15 protein-coding genes are annotated in these 15,146 nt (G+C 30.3%); 8 read left to right on the top strand and 7 right to left on the bottom strand.

What is annotated here, in order from left to right:
- Positions 1-34: 34 nt before the first annotated feature.
- The 6 genes from LN42_RS10275 to LN42_RS10250 all read right to left on the bottom strand — a co-directional run bounded on the left by LN42_RS10275 (position 35) and on the right by LN42_RS10250 (position 5,702).
- Positions 35-310, bottom strand: a complete 276-nt coding sequence (locus tag LN42_RS10275) for a hypothetical protein (RefSeq protein WP_014297449.1) — start codon at positions 308-310, stop codon at positions 35-37.
- Positions 311-392: 82 nt separating this feature from the next.
- Positions 393-1,544, bottom strand: coding sequence for a 23S rRNA (uracil(1939)-C(5))-methyltransferase RlmD (rlmD, locus tag LN42_RS10270; RefSeq protein WP_075780772.1), 1,152 nt, complete (start codon positions 1,542-1,544; stop codon positions 393-395).
- 15 nt (positions 1,545-1,559) lie between these two features.
- Positions 1,560-2,036 (bottom strand): thioredoxin-dependent thiol peroxidase, encoded by a 477-nt coding sequence (gene bcp / locus LN42_RS10265; RefSeq protein WP_014297447.1) that lies wholly within the window; start codon positions 2,034-2,036, stop codon positions 1,560-1,562.
- 304 nt (positions 2,037-2,340) lie between these two features.
- A complete protein-coding gene (gene mnmG / locus LN42_RS10260; RefSeq protein ID WP_075780771.1) occupies positions 2,341-4,215 on the bottom strand; it encodes a tRNA uridine-5-carboxymethylaminomethyl(34) synthesis enzyme MnmG in 1,875 nt (624 codons plus the stop codon).
- Positions 4,216-4,256: 41 nt separating this feature from the next.
- Positions 4,257-4,952, bottom strand: a complete 696-nt coding sequence (locus LN42_RS10255) for a rhomboid family intramembrane serine protease (protein ID WP_014297445.1) — start codon at positions 4,950-4,952, stop codon at positions 4,257-4,259.
- 90 nt (positions 4,953-5,042) lie between these two features.
- Entirely contained in the window at positions 5,043-5,702 is a 660-nt protein-coding gene (locus LN42_RS10250) for a PAP2 superfamily protein (protein WP_014297444.1), read from the bottom strand.
- 252 nt (positions 5,703-5,954) lie between these two features.
- Between LN42_RS10250 and LN42_RS10245 the strand changes: the two genes are divergently transcribed.
- The 6 genes from LN42_RS10245 to LN42_RS10220 all read left to right on the top strand — a co-directional run bounded on the left by LN42_RS10245 (position 5,955) and on the right by LN42_RS10220 (position 12,724).
- The gene (locus LN42_RS10245; RefSeq protein ID WP_075780769.1) at positions 5,955-6,803 is read left to right on the top strand and encodes a 50S ribosomal protein L11 methyltransferase; all 849 of its coding nucleotides are present in this window, start codon (positions 5,955-5,957) and stop codon (positions 6,801-6,803) included.
- The gene (locus LN42_RS10240; protein ID WP_014297442.1) at positions 6,770-7,291 is read left to right on the top strand and encodes a DUF501 domain-containing protein; all 522 of its coding nucleotides are present in this window, start codon (positions 6,770-6,772) and stop codon (positions 7,289-7,291) included. Before LN42_RS10245 ends, LN42_RS10240 begins: the two co-directional genes overlap by 34 nt.
- Positions 7,239-8,060 (top strand): GGDEF domain-containing protein, encoded by an 822-nt coding sequence (locus tag LN42_RS10235; protein ID WP_198029615.1) that lies wholly within the window; start codon positions 7,239-7,241, stop codon positions 8,058-8,060. The genes LN42_RS10240 and LN42_RS10235 overlap by 53 nt, the downstream gene beginning before the upstream one ends.
- Positions 8,050-9,783: an excinuclease ABC subunit UvrC gene (gene uvrC, locus LN42_RS10230; protein WP_075780767.1), complete on the top strand. Its 1,734-nt coding sequence runs from the start codon at positions 8,050-8,052 to the stop codon at positions 9,781-9,783. The genes LN42_RS10235 and uvrC overlap by 11 nt, the downstream gene beginning before the upstream one ends.
- 15 nt (positions 9,784-9,798) lie before the next feature.
- Positions 9,799-11,265 carry an ATP-binding cassette domain-containing protein gene (locus LN42_RS10225; RefSeq protein WP_075780766.1) on the top strand — a complete coding sequence of 489 codons (1,467 nt, stop codon included), beginning with the start codon at positions 9,799-9,801 and terminating at the stop codon, positions 11,263-11,265.
- 79 nt (positions 11,266-11,344) lie between these two features.
- Entirely contained in the window at positions 11,345-12,724 is a 1,380-nt protein-coding gene (locus LN42_RS10220) for a Do family serine endopeptidase (protein WP_014297438.1), read from the top strand.
- 23 nt (positions 12,725-12,747) lie between these two features.
- Here the strand turns inward: LN42_RS10220 and LN42_RS10215 are convergent, their stop codons facing one another.
- The gene (locus LN42_RS10215; RefSeq protein WP_014297437.1) at positions 12,748-13,458 is read right to left on the bottom strand and encodes a tetratricopeptide repeat protein; all 711 of its coding nucleotides are present in this window, start codon (positions 13,456-13,458) and stop codon (positions 12,748-12,750) included.
- A 147-nt stretch (positions 13,459-13,605) separates the two neighbouring features.
- On the opposite strand from LN42_RS10215, the gene LN42_RS10210 reads away from it, so the two are divergent.
- Together LN42_RS10210 and LN42_RS10205 are read left to right on the top strand one after the other, a co-directional pair.
- Positions 13,606-14,046 carry a Fur family transcriptional regulator gene (locus LN42_RS10210; protein ID WP_014297436.1) on the top strand — a complete coding sequence of 147 codons (441 nt, stop codon included), beginning with the start codon at positions 13,606-13,608 and terminating at the stop codon, positions 14,044-14,046.
- Positions 14,047-14,367: 321 nt separating this feature from the next.
- Entirely contained in the window at positions 14,368-15,144 is a 777-nt protein-coding gene (locus tag LN42_RS10205; RefSeq protein ID WP_075780765.1) for a transporter substrate-binding domain-containing protein, read from the top strand.
- Positions 15,145-15,146 lie beyond the last annotated feature (2 nt).

Below are 15,146 nucleotides of genomic sequence, written 5' to 3'. Positions count from 1 at the left end.
GCAGGTCTAAAAACCTGCCATTTTTATTTATTATTTAATATATGTATTTTAATCTATAATAATTTTCACCACTTACGACATATAAGGTATCGTCTTTATTTAATTTATATGGATTCTCATTTACTTTAACTTCTGTTTCTAATAGTTCACTAATTTTTTTTGCACATTCTGCATCTCTTACGTGACTTTCAAAACCTTCTTTTATCCCGTGTTTTAATTCTTCAAGAGAAATTCTTTCAACCCTTAAATCTTCCACGGGCTTTACTAATATCAAATCTAAATCAACCCTATCAGCAACGTATTTAGCCATATATATCCCTCCCTGATTAATTTTGACATATATATTATACCACATTTTAATGAAAATGAAAAATTAAATTAAAAAAAGATTTCTAAGCTTTTTTCTTCAGGAGCGCTACTGATTCAAGATGTTTAGTGTGAGGGAACATATCTACAAAAACAAAATTTTCAATTTCATACAATTCTTTAAGCATAATCATATCCCTTACAAAGTTTTTGGGATTACATGAAACATATACGATATTTTCAAATTTATTGTCTAAAAGGAATTTAATAACATTTTTATGCAATCCTGCCCTTGGCGGGTCAACAACTATACTATCAAATTTAATATCCAATTCCTTTACTACATCCTTTGCATCTCCAAGATAAAATTCAACATTTTCAACATTATTATTTTTCGCATTTTCCCATGCTGCATCAACAGCCTCTTTTATTATTTCCACGCCAACAACCTTTTTTAATGTTTTTGCCATTAACAATGTAATTGTTCCTGCACCACAATAAAGGTCTAATCCTGTTTCTGCAGTTTTGTTTAAATATTCCAGAACTTTTGAATATAACACTTCAGATCCCAATGTATTTGTTTGCAAGAAAGAAAAAGGACCTATTTTAAAGGTTAAATCAAGTACTTTTTCCTCAAAATAATCCTTTCCATAAAGTTTTCTTACTTCATCAGGTCTGACTACCGTTGATTTTGCATCTGTAATGGTATGATATATACTTACTATATTTCCTTCAAGTTCTATTTTTCTTACTTCTTCAGTCCATTTTTCAACATATGAATGAAAATCTTCTGAAGATGTTGCAATATTTAAAAGAATCTCATTGGTTTTAAATCCTTTTCTCATAACAAGATGTCTTAAATAACCAGTATGTTTTCTATAATTTCTAAATGGTATATCCTTAAAAAACTCTTCTGAAAATTCTATTATTTTCCCAAAGTCTTTTGGGGCTATTTTACAGTCTTTAGCAGAATAAACATCATAAAATCTCCCTTTACCTCTTAAACCTATTGTAAGGGGACCGTCTTTATATTCATTACCAAATGAATATTCCATTTTGTTTCTGTAATGATATTTAATAGGTGAAGTAATTACACCTTCATAATTTTTTATTTCCATTTTGCTTTCATTGAAAAGTTCTAAAATCTCTTCTGTTTTTTTCTTCAATTGCTCATTATAATCTATATCTAAATAAGTACATCCTCCACATTTACCAAATGCATTACATATATTTTCCATCAATAAACCTCCACTTTATTTTTGTAATTCTTTTAATTTGTTTAAAACATCTTCCACATGCCCTTTTACTCTAACCTTTTCCCAGACATGTGCAATTTTTCCTTCAGGATCTACTAAAACTGTTGTTCTTACAACACCATAATATTCCCTGCCATACATCTTTTTCAATTGCCACACACCAAAATCTTCTAAAACCTTTTTTTCTTCATCACTTAATAACTTAACCTTTAGATTATGCTTTGTTTTGAATTTTTGATGTTTATCTATACCATCAGGACTTATACCAACAATTTCGGCATTTAATTTCTTGAATTCATCAAGCATTTCTGTAAAATCTATTGCTTCTGTTGTACAGCCTTTTGTATTGTCTTTTGGGTAAAAATACACAACAACCCATTTTCCTCTGTAATCGTTTAATTTAAATTCCTTTCCTTCATCATCTAATAATGTAAAATCAACAACATCACCTACATTGTATTTTAAATATTTCATGAAATCCCCCCTTTAAATTTTTACATGTTGATTTTTTTGAAAATGTGCAATTAAGTTATATATATCAGAAAACCTCATAAAAAGATTCACTCATGCAGCTTGATTGCTAATCCTCAAAAATTACTCGTTCTTGGGGGTCGTTGCAGACTCACATCCATGTTCGTCTTCACTCAAAATCACATCCATGTGATTTTGACCCCCGCCACTCGCAATTTTTTCGGGCAATCTTCGAGCATTCGTTCATCTTTTTATTCGGTTTTCTTCTCTGAATTAATAATTTTTTTGTTTACAGATATTTTTAATTTTATTTTGTCTTTAAGTACATGGTTAGGTTCATGATGTCTGATGGTGTGATGCCCGGTATCCTCATTGCCTGGCCTACAGATTTAGGCCTTACCCTGGATAATTTCTCAACAGCTTCATATGCAAGGTTTGGCACCTTTGAAAAGTCTATATTCTCAGGTATTTTTTCCTTTTCCAACCTCTTCATTTTTTCCACATCTTCCATCATTCTCTTTATATATCCACCATATTTTATTGCAATCTCAACCTGTTCAAGTAATTCTTTGTCTTTTATTGGCTGTGGATCAAATTCCATAATGTCTGTATATAATACCTGCGGTCTTTTGAGAATATCGTATAAACTCATTCCCATTTTTATAGCCGATGTTCCTTTTGAAACAAGAATATCGTTTATTGTATTATTTGGTTTTACTTTTATATTTTTCAATCTTTCAATTTCTTCATCAATATTCCTTTCTAATTTCAATACCTTTTCATAGAATTCCTTTGGAATAAGACCGTACTTATATCCATACTTCGCCAATCTCAAATGTGCATTGTCATGTCTTAATAAAAGCCTGTATTCAGCACGTGAAGTAAGTAATCTATATGGCTCATTTGTTCCTTTGATTATCAAATCATCAATTAAAACTCCTATATAGGATTCGGCACGTGAAATAATAAACGGTTCTTCACCTCTTAATTTAAGCGCAGCATTTATACCTGCAATTAAGCCCTGCCCTGCAGCTTCTTCATATCCACTGGTTCCGTTAATCTGCCCGGCAAAATATAACCCTTCAATAATCTTTGATTCAAGCGTATGTTGAAGTTGATCTGGATATGCAAAATCATATTCAACAGCATATGCAGGTCTTACAATTATTGCATTTTCCAAACCAGGTACACTTCTCACCATTTGTATCTGAGCTTCATAAGGTAAAGAGGTACTTAAACCATTTATATAATATTCCTGTGTATTTCTTCCTTCCGGTTCTACAAATAATTGATGTGAATCCTTATTAAATTTTACAACCTTATCTTCAATTGATGGACAATAACGTGGCCCTATACTTTCAATTAATTTTACTTCACCATATAATGGAGAGAACATCAGATATTTTTTTATGATATCATGTGTTTCTTTTGTAGTTCTTGTAAGCCAGCATGGAAAATCTTTTTCAAGAACCTTCGGTTCACTGAAATATGAAAATGCCAATGGTTCGTCAGCAGTATCCTGTCTTTCCATTTTTTCAAAATTAATACTTTCTTTTAAAACTCTTGCTGGAGTTCCTGTTTTAAACCTACCGAGTTTTATGCCATGCTTTTTCAATGATTCGCTTAATCCATTAGCAGGAAAATCTCCCATTCTTCCTGATTCAAAAACACTTCTTCCAACAAAGATTTTCCCTCTTAAAAATGTCCCTGTTGTTAAAATTACAGCTTTTGCTTCGTACTTTGCGCCGAGTTCAGTTACAACACCTTTTATCTTTCCATTTTCCACAACCAATTCTTTTACAAGACCATATCTTAATAATAGATTAGGTGTTGTGTGAAGTATATTTTTCATTCTCTGTGAATAGTCATATTTATCTATCTGCGCTCTTAATGCTCTTACAGCAGGTCCTTTTTTGGTATTTAACATTCTGATATTAATCATACTCTGGTCAGTTACCTGCGCCTGTAATCCACCAAGCACATCTATTTCTCTTGTAACTATACCTTTAGCTGGACCACCAATTGCTGGATTACATGGTGCCCAACCAACATTATCAAGATTTATTGTTAGCAATAACGTTTTCATTCCCATTTTAGCGGAAATATATGCAGCCTCTATTCCAGCATGTCCGCCACCAACAACAATAACATCATAAATCAGGTCATCTTCAAACTTTCTCACAAAAGGTCCCTCCACTCTATAATTTTATTTTTAATCAATACCTATAAATTATCGTCAAAATAAATCTTCCATTTATATTTTTTAGCCAGATGTGCTCCATATACAAATCCACCTATATGAGCCCACCATGCTACTCCCGAACCATAATAAGGCCCTATTAGCGATAATACACCATTAAATATCTGGGACATAAACCAAATTCCAATAAATATAAATGCAGGAATATCTATAAAAAACGGAAATACAATTATTATGAATAACGTCTGTATTTTTGCAAATGGGAATAATACAAAATACAATCCTATTATTCCTGCAATTGCACCTGATGCACCTATGGTAACCACAGGAGAAGTTATATTAAAAATATAATGTGTAAATGCTGCTATATAACCACTTATAATATATACCATTAGAAATTTAAAATGTCCCAATGTATCTTCCACATTATCCCCAAATAACCACAACGACCACATATTTCCCAAAATATGCAAAAAACTTCCATGCAAAAACATACTTGTGAAAATCGAAAATAGGTTTAATATTATATATTGAATATTTCCTGTTACTATTCCTTTTGTTAATTCCCCAGGAATAAAACCATAATAGTTTATGAAATGCTCTCTTATTCCAGAAGGTAATGATAACTCTACAAAAAACACTATGGTATTTATGATAATCAAAGTTATAGTAACTACCGGGATTCTTTTACTGGGATTTATATCTCTTAGTGGAAACATTTTATTCTCCTTTCGTCATATCAGATTAATTTATTTTATTTCATTTACTTAATGATGTTTATTATAGGAAAAAGACTAATGCAAAAAGCATTAGTCTATATATTCTGAAGCGTATTTTTTACTTTTAATAATGCCAATAATATCAATCTCGTAGATTACAAAATATAATATAAAACTCAACGCTATTCCATAAATTATATCTATAATTGAATGCTGTTTAATCATAACCGTTGAAGCAATTATTAAAGACATTATTATAAAAGAAACGCTTCTCATTATCTTATTATCTTTAAATTCATTGCTTTTTATTATACTAAAATGCACTGCCAATGAATCCAGAACATGGATGCTTGGAGCTGTATTAGTTGGTGTATCATTTAGATAAATATTCTTTATTAAATTTGAAAAAAAATCATTTGATTGAATTACAGGTCTTAAATTTTGACCATTGGGATATATCATATAGATAAAATAACATGCTGTCATTCCCACAAACATAAAAGAAATCAATCTATAATAATCTTCTTTTGATTTAAAACCAAAATAAATTATTGCCATAAGTATATAGATATACCAGAATAAATAAGGAACTACCATTTCTTTAACAAAAGGAATATAATAATCTATTTTAGAGGATATTACATACTTTGGAACAGCATTTATTGTTTCTGTATATTTATACAAATGATAAATAACTATATAATATAATAAAAATAAGAAATGACCATATTTTCTTAGTTTATCTAGCAATGTGGTAATCCCTCCCATAACAGAAATTATAAAAATTTATTCATATATAAAAAAACTGCAATTTTTATTATACAACATTTTCTTTTCATTTCGTAATAATGTTTGTGAAAATTTATTTTTCACATATATTTAAACAAGCTTCTCAATAGAAATTCCATTAATAACAACAAATTTCATCTTATCTTCTGAAAAATTTTAAAAGATAATGATATACTATAATTGAAGAGATTTTAAAAATAGGGAGTTGATAATATGAATTTTATAGAATATATTTTCATTTTACCAGAAAATCAGGAGGAAGATGTAGAAACTTTCCTTGCAATTAATGAATTTCAAAATTACTATATAGACAAACCAACAAAAGGTCAGGAAGCTATAAAACTATATATAAATCCCAATTATCAAGAACAAGAAGTTTTAAACTTTTTTGAAGATAGATTTGAGCTCATTTCCAAAAAAGAAATTTCAGAGCAGGAATGGCTTAAACCCTGGGTTGAATCCTTAAAACCATTTGAATTTTTGGAAAATATCTGGATTTTACCTGATCCGGAAAAATCTGAAGGTGTTCCCAAAAATGCAAAAATAATAAAAATTATTCCCGGAACAGCTTTTGGAACCGGATTGCATCCTACAACAAAGCTAGCTGCAAAAAATTTACTAAAGGTTATAGGTGAAGGTGCAGAAGTATTGGATGTTGGCACAGGAACTGGAATATTGTCTATCATCGCATATTTATTTAACGCAAAAAACATTGTAGCAATTGATTACGATATTCTTGCTGTAGAAAAGGCTATAGAAACATTTAATTTAAACGGAATAGAAAATATAACAGTTAAGCAATCTGATTTACTTTCAAATATAGACAATTCCGAAAAATTCGATATTATAATTGCCAATATAGTTGTTCCAATTTTATTGAGATTATTAGATGACGAAAAGCTCGACAATATTTTAAATGACAATGGTTATTTAATTCTTTCTGGAATTAATGCAGAACGCGAGAATGAAATTCTTTCAAAAATAACAGAACACGAATATAATATAATTTCAAGAGAGGAAGATGCTGGATGGATATCAATTCTCCTACAGAAAAGGATTTAAATATAATAGAAAAACAGATAAACAGGAAACCTCATAAGGTTATTGACATACCTAAACGCTGTTCTTATGGTTATCCTATAGTTATAAAAAGTTATCCTGTTAAGGATAATGAACCATTTCCAACATTATACTGGCTTACATGTCCTCATTTAATTAAAGCTGTAGGAAAACTTGAATCGCTTGGTAAAATCAAAAAATGGGAAGAAGAATTAAAAAATAACGAAGAATTATTAAATTCTTATCTTAATGCCCATAAAGAAGAACAGGAAGAAAGACTCAAAATCCTGGATAATAGCACAGAAGAATGGATTAAAAATGCTTTAAAAAAGGTAGGAATAGGTGGCATTAGAAATTTTGAAACGATAAAATGTTTACATCTGCATCTTGCATCGTATTTAGGAGGAACACCAAATCCAATTGGCGAAAGGGTGTGGCGTGAAATTGAAAAAGAGGCGGAATGTCCGAACTGCATCTGTTGTTTATTATAGGGATTTTAGAACACATTTTGTAATCTTCATATTGATTTTATTTGGAATATTATCTATAGTTAGAAATATTCTATTAAATGACTATACAGCTGCTATGAATATTGGCATGAAATTCTTTGCCTTATTAGTAGCAAGATTTGGTTTGTATATAACTTCACCTATGACAGATTTTTCCATTTATACCTTTAGTATATTAAATCTATTTAATATCAACACATTATATCTTGGAGATATATCCTTTTTTATGGCTTTTGCATTTACACTTCATGACATGCTAAGGGCAAGAAGATATATATTCACAGATTCATTGACTGGACTTCTTAATAGGCGTTATTTTGTTGAAATTGTTCCAAAGGTTGTTAAATTAAAGGAATATATTGGAAAAGACTTTGGAATTATTGTTATTGACGTCAATAATTTTAAACCTGTAAACGATAAGTTTGGCCATAAAACAGGAGATTATGTCCTGAAAAAAATTGGTGAAATAATCGCTTCTTCTGTGAGAAAAAGCGATTTACCAATTAGATACGGCGGCGATGAATTTTTAATACTAGTATCTTCAGATAAAGAAGAAGTTCTTGATGAAATTATTGAAAGAATCAACAAAAAAATAAAAGATACTTTAAAAGCTTCCTTTAATGTATCAGTTGCCGCTGGAAAATACATAAAAACCAAAGACGATAATATTACTTTAGAAGAGATGTTTGAAACTGCTGATAAAAACATGTATATAGACAAAAGAAGGAGCAAAAGAGAAGATGCTCGATAGAAAGGTTTTGAAAGATATACCAAATGAACCTGGAGTATACATATTCAAAAACAAGGATTCAAAACCTATTTATATCGGAAAAGCAAAAAAATTAAAAAACAGGGTTTCATCATATTTCAATCCTTCAAATCAGGTAAAAAATGAAAAGATAAAATTAATTGTTGAAGAAGCCGAATTTCTCGATTATATTGTAGCCAGAAATGAAGATGAAGCCTTGATTTTAGAATCAAATTTAATATTCAACCATAAACCTAAATATAATATCTTATTAAAGGATACACGTGTTTATCCTTATATTGCTATTACAAAAGAGGATTTTCCCCTTATAAAACTGGTTCGTACCAAAAAAGGGGAAAATGCTTTTTTTTATGGACCATATTCAAATGTATCAATGGTCAGGGGGATAATTGAAATAATTCAATGGGTATATAAGGTAAGAACCTGCGAAAGAAATTTAAACAAAAAGTCCAAACCATGCTTTTTATATCATCTTGGAAAATGTTTTGCACCATGTTATGTTGACGTAGATAAAAAAGAGTATAATAAAGCCGTTAGGAAAGTTAAGAAATTCTTAAACGGAGACGTAAAATCAATAAGAAAATATATTGAAGATTCAATGAAACAATATGCCAAAATACTCAATTTTGAAAGAGCTGCCCAATTGCGAGATTTATTATTTAAACTCGATAAGCTTTTCATGCCTATAGGCGTTGAAATAGCCCATAACAAAGATGTTGATATAATAGCCATTGATAATGAATACCCTATTGCCGTTTTAATAATAATAAGGCATGGATATGTGATATCAAAACTGACCTTTACAATAGAAGGAAACATTAACGATTTTCTTCATCAGTATTATATCGTAAGAAAAAATATATTACCCGAAGAAATATGGATTAAAGACCTCAACATAGAAAAAATAGATGAGGACATAAAACATTTCTTTATTTCCAATGGAATTAAAGAACTTTCCAATCTTTCCGAAAAAAGCTCTGAATTACTTGAAATAATTAATAGAAACTTAGAGGAAGAAGTAAAAAAACAAACGGATTTAGGCAATACGTTAAAACAGGCAAAGGAAATTTTATCCCTTAAAAAAATCCCATATAGAATGGAAGGCATTGATATTTCACATTTACAGGGATTATATACCGTTGCGTCATTAATTACATTTGAAAACGGAAAGCCTAAAAAAGATGATTATAGAAGATACAGATTAGACGAATTCAAAGAACCAAACGATTTTGAGTCAATAAGAACAGTAATTAAAAGAAGATACACAAAACATCCTTTACCTGACTTATTATTTATAGACGGCGGAAAAGGCCAGGTAAATTCCGCAGTTGAAGCGTTAAAAGAAATTGGTTATACACTTGATGACGTTGATGTCGTTGGTATTGCAAAAGAAGATGAAAGAATAGTCTTTCCAGGAGACATTGAAGATTTACATTTGCCCTTAGACCATCCTGTACTAAGAATGCTTATATTCATGAGAGATGAAACACATAGATTTGCCATAACCTTTAATAGAAAACTCAGGGCAAAAAGATTTGAACGTTCAAAATTAGACGATATTCCAGGTATTGGTCCAAAAAGAAAGAAGGCTTTAATAAACCACTTTGGAAGTATTGAAAATATTTCCAAAGCTTCCTGGCAGGAAATAAACAAGGTTATAAACAATGAAAAGGTCGCAAAAAAAATAAAGGAATTCTTCGATTGAGGTTGGGGGGATATAATGAAAAAATATTCTATTTTAGGATTCTTAATTATTTATCTTGTCTGGCACATGGCTGCATATTATTTGCATAATGAATTACTCGTTCCATATCCTCATAATGTCTTTTTAAGATTATTATCTTTTTTCAAAACAAAAGATTTTTATATTGACTTATTCAGTACAATTTCAAAAATTATCCTTGGATTTATAATCTCAACAATAATAGGCATTCCATTTGGAATATTATCTGGTTTAAGTGAAAAATTCTTTAAAATCTTTCGACCAACGTTAATGATTATCCAAAGCTCTCCTGTTGTTTCATATATTGCCATAGCCATGTTATGGTTTGGAATAGGATTTTACACACCTGTTTTCGTTTCATTTATGGTAGTCTTCCCTATTGTAGTTTTAAACATATCAGAAGGCATAAAATCTACAGACAAAAAATTGCTCGAAATGGCAAAAGTTTTTGAAATTCCAGACAAAAAAATACTTACAAAAATCTACATTCCATCTCTCGTTCCTTTTCTAAAATCCACGTTAAACCTTATTTCGGGAAACCTCTGGAAAGCTGTTGTTATTGGTGAATTTTTAGCTGGTGAAAGAGGCATAGGTGTTGGTCTTTCTTTCAGTAAAATAGCCCTCGATACAGAAGGTGTCTTTGCCTATTCTGTATTACTCGCTATTTTAGGATTATCTTCAGAAAAACTACTTAAAAATCTCTCTCATCTTAAACGTAAAGATAGAGGGAAAATACCTCATATTAAGAATTCTATTAACATAAAAAAAGAAAGAAATTTACAAAATATTATCATAGAAGATTTGAACAAACAGTTTGATGACAACGTCATATTGCAGGGATTCAACATTACTTTCTATCATAACAAAATAAACATAATGCTTGGTGAATCAGGAATTGGAAAAACAACTATTTTGAATCTCATAGCGGAACTTTTAAAACCCGATAAAGGAGTTATTATAAAAAAAGGAAAAATTGGATATATATTTCAGGACGATCGTCTAATTCCATGGCTTACAGTATATGAAAACCTTGAGTTGGTAAATGAAAAAATCGACACAGAAGAGCTGGAAAAACTGCTGGAATTTCTAAATCTATCAAAAGATGTATTGTTAATGTATCCCGATGAATTATCTGGAGGGATGAAAAAACGAATAAACATATTACGCGCTATAGTATATGAACCGGATATTATATTAATGGACGAGGCATTTTCTTCACTTGATATTTCAACAAAATACAAAGTAATGAATGAATTATTAAATATACAAAAAGAAAGATTATATACCATAGTAATGGTTACCCATGATCCATTTGAGGTTTCTGTTTTAGGTGAAATTGTATATATCTTAAAAGAAAAACCCATAAAAATACACAAAAAATTCGAATTCAGAGAAAGTTATAAAAGAAATTCCGAAGAAAATCATCACATTCTTTATGAAATCAACAAAATTTTGTTAGCGTAACTTAATCTGATTCTAAGTTTTTTTTAAGGAAACTGCGCAAAAATAATTATGGTAATGATTGCAACAGGAGGTGGTAGTGATGAAGAAATTAGTAATGGCATTGATGATGGTAGTTCTAACAGTATCAACTTTTGCTTTTGTTAATCCAGATTATGTTTCACCAGTAGTAAAAGTTGTTAATGAAGCTGCACCTGCAGTGGTTAATATTGAGGCAGTTGGGCATAAAAAGGCTTCAATAGACCCTTTCTTTGAAGATTTTTATAAAAGATTCTTTGGAGAAACACCATGGACACAGGATAGGGAATTTAAAGCTTTGGGAACAGGTTTTATCTTTGACAAAAGAGGATATATATTAACAAATTTTCATGTTGTAGAAGATGCTGACGAAATCACAATTACAACACTTGAAGGAAAAAAATACAAAGCAAAATATGTTGGTGGAGACAAAGACCTTGATATCGCAGTATTACAGGTAAAAACAAATGATAAGCTTCCTGTAATTGAATTAGGTGATTCAGATAATATTCAAATTGGCGAATGGGCAATAGCAATTGGTAATCCTTTAGGATTTAAACATACAGTAACCTTAGGCGTTGTAAGTGCTGTTCATAGAAAATTGCCTAAACCAGATGGACAGGGCGCATATGCTGATTTAATCCAGACAGACGCAGCAATAAATCCTGGAAATAGTGGCGGACCATTATTAAATATTCACGCACAGGTAATTGGTATTAATACAGCTATAGTTAATCCACAGGAAGGACAAAACCTTGGTTTTGCAATCCCAATTAATTTTGCAAAAAGATTCGCTGAAGCTTTAATTAACAATGGTAAAGTTTCAAAAGCATATTTAGGCGTATATGTTCAGGACGTAACAGAATCACTTGCCAAAACATTTGGATTAAATACAACAAAAGGTGCTTTTGTTAGCGATGTTGTAAAGGACTCACCTGCTGAAAAGGCTGGTATAAAACCAGGAGATGTTATCTTAAAAATCGACAACAAAGAAATTGACAGTGCTGATGAATTGGTATATATTGTAAAAACATATCCAGCTGGAGAACATATCAAAGTTGTTGTAAACAGAAAAGGTAGAGAAATTGAATATGAGGTAATACTTGCTGAAAGAGAAGAATTTGCAAAGACAACAGATAAATACTATCTCGGTATAAAAGTAAGAGACTTAACACCAGAAGATATAAATGAATTAAACCTTCCAAAAGAAATGTACGGTGTAATGGTTGAAGATGTAGCAGACAACTCAGAAGCTCAATATATCAATATCAAAAAAGGCGATATTATCATGGAACTTTATATAAACGGAAAAGGTATAAAATTAAAATCAGTAAAAGACTTCCAGAAATATGCAGCAAAAATCAAAAAAGGCGATTATATTGGGTTCATCTTATATAGAGATGGATATAGAAGATCAATATACTTCAAATATATGGGCAAATAATAAAAGGGGCGTTCTGCCCCTTCTTATTTTAAAGAATCCAATTCTTTTTTAGCATCTATTTTTGCCTGTTTTCCCTGTTCAATCCAATCAGGATGTAATGGCATTTCAATAACCTTTTCAAACATTTCTCTTGCCCTGTCATATTTCTTCCATACCTTATACAATACACCTAATTCATAATAGGCATTTACATATCCTGGTTCTATTTCAGCAGCCTTTTTCAAATAATATTCCGACTTTTTATAATTATTCATTGGCCATGGAACATCTCTATATCTCATTCCCATTGCAATATATGCTGTATATAGAGATGGATCAAGTTCAATAGCTTTTGAAATATGTTTATCAAAATCCCCAAGCATAAATAAACTTTGAACTATTCCTTTAAACTGTGCCAACCTTCCAATAGCTGCTCCTAAAACATAATGCGCATAACCATTATCAGGATCAATTTCTACTGCCTTTTTACCAACTTCAACTGCCTGAGAATAAATTTTTTCCTTTTCTTCCTCTTTCACACCCCAATTGGCATATTCTGTTAAAGCATTACAGTAAACTGCTAAAACAGATGCATCAGATGTTTCTTTGCTTAATTCATCAATTAATATTTTTATCTTCTCTACATCATGCAAACTATTTGCATTTTTAAAATCAGTATAATATTCTGTAAAACTTTTACCAAAAAGGCTTGAAAAAAGAAAAAGTAGTAGTAAAATAAAAGTAGCTCTCTTCATAGTCCCCCTCCTTTTCAAAATATTTTATTAATACAATTATATCATAAATTTTAAGTTTTGATGACAGGACTTGATTTTTTAACGAAAATGGTATAAAATTAATATTGAAATAAAAACAAAATAAAAATCAAAAAAGGAAGTGGTTTTATGAGTGAACAGGAAAAAATTGAATATATCAGTGAAGTGTTAAGAAGCCACAAAATATCCCCTTCATTACAGAGAATTCAGGTTTATAAATTCTTAATGGAAAATCATATACACCCCAATGTTGACACTATTTATAAAGAACTTGTTGTGAAAATCCCAACATTATCAAAAACAACCGTTTATAACACATTAAAACTTTTCCAGAGCAAAGGGATTGTCTCTGCTATCACAATTGATGAAAATGAAGTTAGATATGATATTAACACACATCTTCATGGTCATTTTAAATGTATTAAATGTGGTAAAATTTTTGATTTTGATATCCACGAAATTAAAATTGACTCCAATTTGGAAAAAGAAAACAAAATCCTTGATCAACAATTGTACATTAAAGGCATTTGTAAAGAATGTCTTGCAAAAGAAGAAAATACAGATGAATAATATTATTAAGGCTCCCATTGGAGCCTTATTTTATTTAAGAAATTTATATTTCATTTTAATTACTATTATCTTAGTGTTGACAAACAGGAAAAATTATGTTATACTTACAAAAAATTCTGAAGGAGGATATTAACATGATGAATTTAATAAATACATTAAATATAAATTCAATAATATTAAGACATCACTCAAGGTGTGGCCTGAGGCTAACACCTTGAGTTGTCGTATTAACTCAAGGAATCCAGAGGGCCACACTTTAAAAAGTGTGGCCCTTTTTTATTATCAAAAATTCTAAATTTTTATATATGGGAGGGAGAGATTATGAAAAAGGTATTTGTTATGATGGTTGTTGGAATTTTAAGTATGGTGATATTCGGAGGAAAAATTGAGGAAATTCAAAAACGCGGTGTGTTACTAATTGGTCAGGATCCTGCTTATGCTCCATTTTACGGTGTAAACACAAAAGGCGAAAGAATTGGTTATGAAGTTGAACTGGCAAAAATGATGGCTGATGTTTTAGGTGTAAAAGTAAAATTTGTAATTACTAATTGGGACGGTATTATTCCTGCATTATTAGCAGATAAATTTGATTTCATTTTAGCTGGAATGACAATAACACCTGAAAGGGCTTTAAAGGTTAATTTCACAACTTCTTATTATGAAACAGGTCAGATTATATTCTACAATAGCGATAAATATCCCAATGGTTTAACTGAAAACGATCTTAAGAAAATGGGAAACAAAGCAAAAATAGCTGTCCAGCTCGGTACAACAGGGGAATTTGCAGCAAGAAAGTTTTTCCCGGAAGCTAAAATTCTTACATTTGAAACTGTTGATGCTGCAGCATATCAAATAATCACCAAAAAAGCTGATGCTATGGTCTTTGATGAATTATACTACGGCTCTATATCAAAAAAATATCCTGCTATAAAAACAACAGAAAATCTTTTAAACAAAGAAAAATTAGGAATTGCTGTAAAAAAGGAAAATATTGATCTATTATTATGGTTAAACACATTTATAGAATGCGTAAAAACAGACGGAACATTAGATCAATTAAAACAAAAATGGATGATTGAATACGATTGGGGTGAATAAAC

Source organism: Marinitoga sp. 1137, from assembly GCF_001941525.1.
GTDB classification, from domain to species: domain Bacteria; phylum Thermotogota; class Thermotogae; order Petrotogales; family Petrotogaceae; genus Marinitoga; species Marinitoga piezophila.
The sequence above is the reverse complement of the archived record's forward strand: the minus strand, read 5'-3'. Positions and strand labels throughout refer to the sequence as shown.

Coding starts and splice junctions, on each gene's coding strand:
- LN42_RS10275 (WP_014297449.1), bottom strand. CDS start 310: ATGGCTAAATACGTTGCTGATAGGGTTGATTTAGATTTGATATTAGTA.
- rlmD (WP_075780772.1), bottom strand. CDS start 1,544: ATGGAAAATATATGTAATGCATTTGGTAAATGTGGAGGATGTACTTAT.
- bcp (WP_014297447.1), bottom strand. CDS start 2,036: ATGAAATATTTAAAATACAATGTAGGTGATGTTGTTGATTTTACATTA.
- LN42_RS10255 (WP_014297445.1), bottom strand. CDS start 4,952: ATGTTTCCACTAAGAGATATAAATCCCAGTAAAAGAATCCCGGTAGTT.
- LN42_RS10245 (WP_075780769.1), top strand. CDS start 5,955: ATGAATTTTATAGAATATATTTTCATTTTACCAGAAAATCAGGAGGAA.
- LN42_RS10240 (WP_014297442.1), top strand. CDS start 6,770: ATGGATATCAATTCTCCTACAGAAAAGGATTTAAATATAATAGAAAAA.
- uvrC (WP_075780767.1), top strand. CDS start 8,050: ATGCTCGATAGAAAGGTTTTGAAAGATATACCAAATGAACCTGGAGTA.
- LN42_RS10225 (WP_075780766.1), top strand. CDS start 9,799: ATGAAAAAATATTCTATTTTAGGATTCTTAATTATTTATCTTGTCTGG.
- LN42_RS10220 (WP_014297438.1), top strand. CDS start 11,345: ATGAAGAAATTAGTAATGGCATTGATGATGGTAGTTCTAACAGTATCA.
- LN42_RS10215 (WP_014297437.1), bottom strand. CDS start 13,458: ATGAAGAGAGCTACTTTTATTTTACTACTACTTTTTCTTTTTTCAAGC.
- LN42_RS10210 (WP_014297436.1), top strand. CDS start 13,606: ATGAGTGAACAGGAAAAAATTGAATATATCAGTGAAGTGTTAAGAAGC.
- LN42_RS10205 (WP_075780765.1), top strand. CDS start 14,368: ATGAAAAAGGTATTTGTTATGATGGTTGTTGGAATTTTAAGTATGGTG.